The following is a 1225-nucleotide window of genomic DNA, read 5'->3' as shown; positions in this document are numbered from 1 at the left end:
ATATTGGAAAGCAGATGAAAGAATATTTCAATATAAACAATATTAACATCTAATATAAACAATATTAACATCTAACATTATGAAAACAGCTCAACAGGGAAGCTATATTGTAGAATATAGAGACTTAATAAAATACGGACATAAAAAAGCTGACAATTCAACGATTATGTTACTACGTTTGCTGGATAAACTAGAAGCTAAAAAAATATATTTAGCTGGTTTTGACGGCTTTAGTGAAAACAAAAATAATTATGCAACAGATTTTCTTGAAAATAAACATTGTAATGTGAAAAAATCGAATTCAGAAGTTCTAAATATTTTTTCTGACTACTTAGAGAACAGAGAATATGATATTCCTGTAGAATTTATTACATCTTCTTTTTTCGAACAGGCATTGTCTAAGGAGTGAAATATACAGTGAAAGAAATAAAAGCAGTATTAATGGATGTCGATGGTACATTGACGGATGGAAAAATATATTTATCGGATCAAGGGGATGAATGGAAGGCATTTAATGTTAAAGATGGCCTGGGAATAAAGAAGTTAATAGAGGTAGGTATTATCCCAGTGATTATTACAGGAAGGCAGTCAAAAGTTGTAGTAAAAAGAGCAAAGGAACTGGGAATCAAATACGTTTACCAAAATGCTGGAAATAAAATCGCAGCTTTAGACTCTTTTATAAAAGCAGAGAATATTGAACAATTTCAAATTTTGTATGTAGGTGATGACGATAATGATTTAGAGATTATGGAAAAATGCGGTTTATGTGCTTGTCCAGCTAATGCCTCCAATTCTGTTAAGAATAAATGTGATTTTATTAGTAGGATGAATGGAGGGGATGGGGCTGTGCGGGAAATTATTGAGTGGGTGTTTAATAATTAACTTAGAGAACAAGATGTATATTAAAATTCAGATATTAATTTAAGCAATTGTAAATTGCTTCAGACTGTAGACAAAGCGGTGTCAGGACATTCGTCCTGGCACTGTTTTCTACATAATTCATATCATTTTTTGCACACAAACAAGCGTTACCGGGTTCTTATGCCTCACACAGCTTATATCTTTGCTGCATTCTGGCCAGCTTCTTCAGATTCATGCACGCAAAAGTCAACCCGGCCTCATTTCCATCCGTGCTTTCCCATACATCTGTGTATATCGAAAACCATGATTCTCCTTAGCTGTTCCAAAGAGTCTTTCGATGGTCTCTTTTCTCTGCGCATACAAT

2 protein-coding genes and 1 pseudogene are annotated in these 1225 nt (G+C 33.5%); 2 read left to right on the top strand and 1 reads right to left on the bottom strand.

Going from position 1 to position 1225, the window contains the following annotated elements:
• Nucleotides 1-79 precede the first annotated feature (79 nt).
• Both DXA13_RS20625 and DXA13_RS20620 read left to right on the top strand, forming a co-directional pair.
• Nucleotides 80-409, top strand: coding sequence for a hypothetical protein (locus DXA13_RS20625; protein WP_118246851.1), 330 nt, complete (start codon nucleotides 80-82; stop codon nucleotides 407-409).
• 8 nt (nucleotides 410-417) lie between these two features.
• Nucleotides 418-882 (top strand): HAD hydrolase family protein, encoded by a 465-nt coding sequence (locus DXA13_RS20620; protein ID WP_243009259.1) that lies wholly within the window; start codon nucleotides 418-420, stop codon nucleotides 880-882.
• Between the two features lie 157 nt (nucleotides 883-1039).
• On the opposite strand, the pseudogene DXA13_RS20615 reads toward DXA13_RS20620, so the two are convergent.
• Nucleotides 1040-1225: pseudogene (locus tag DXA13_RS20615) on the bottom strand (transposase); the annotation flags it as partial.

The organism is Clostridium sp. AM58-1XD, assembly GCF_003464085.1.
Taxonomy (GTDB): Bacteria; Bacillota; Clostridia; order Lachnospirales; family Lachnospiraceae; genus Lachnoclostridium_A.
Note: the sequence above shows the minus strand (reverse complement) of the source record. Positions and strands in the feature narration are given on the sequence as shown.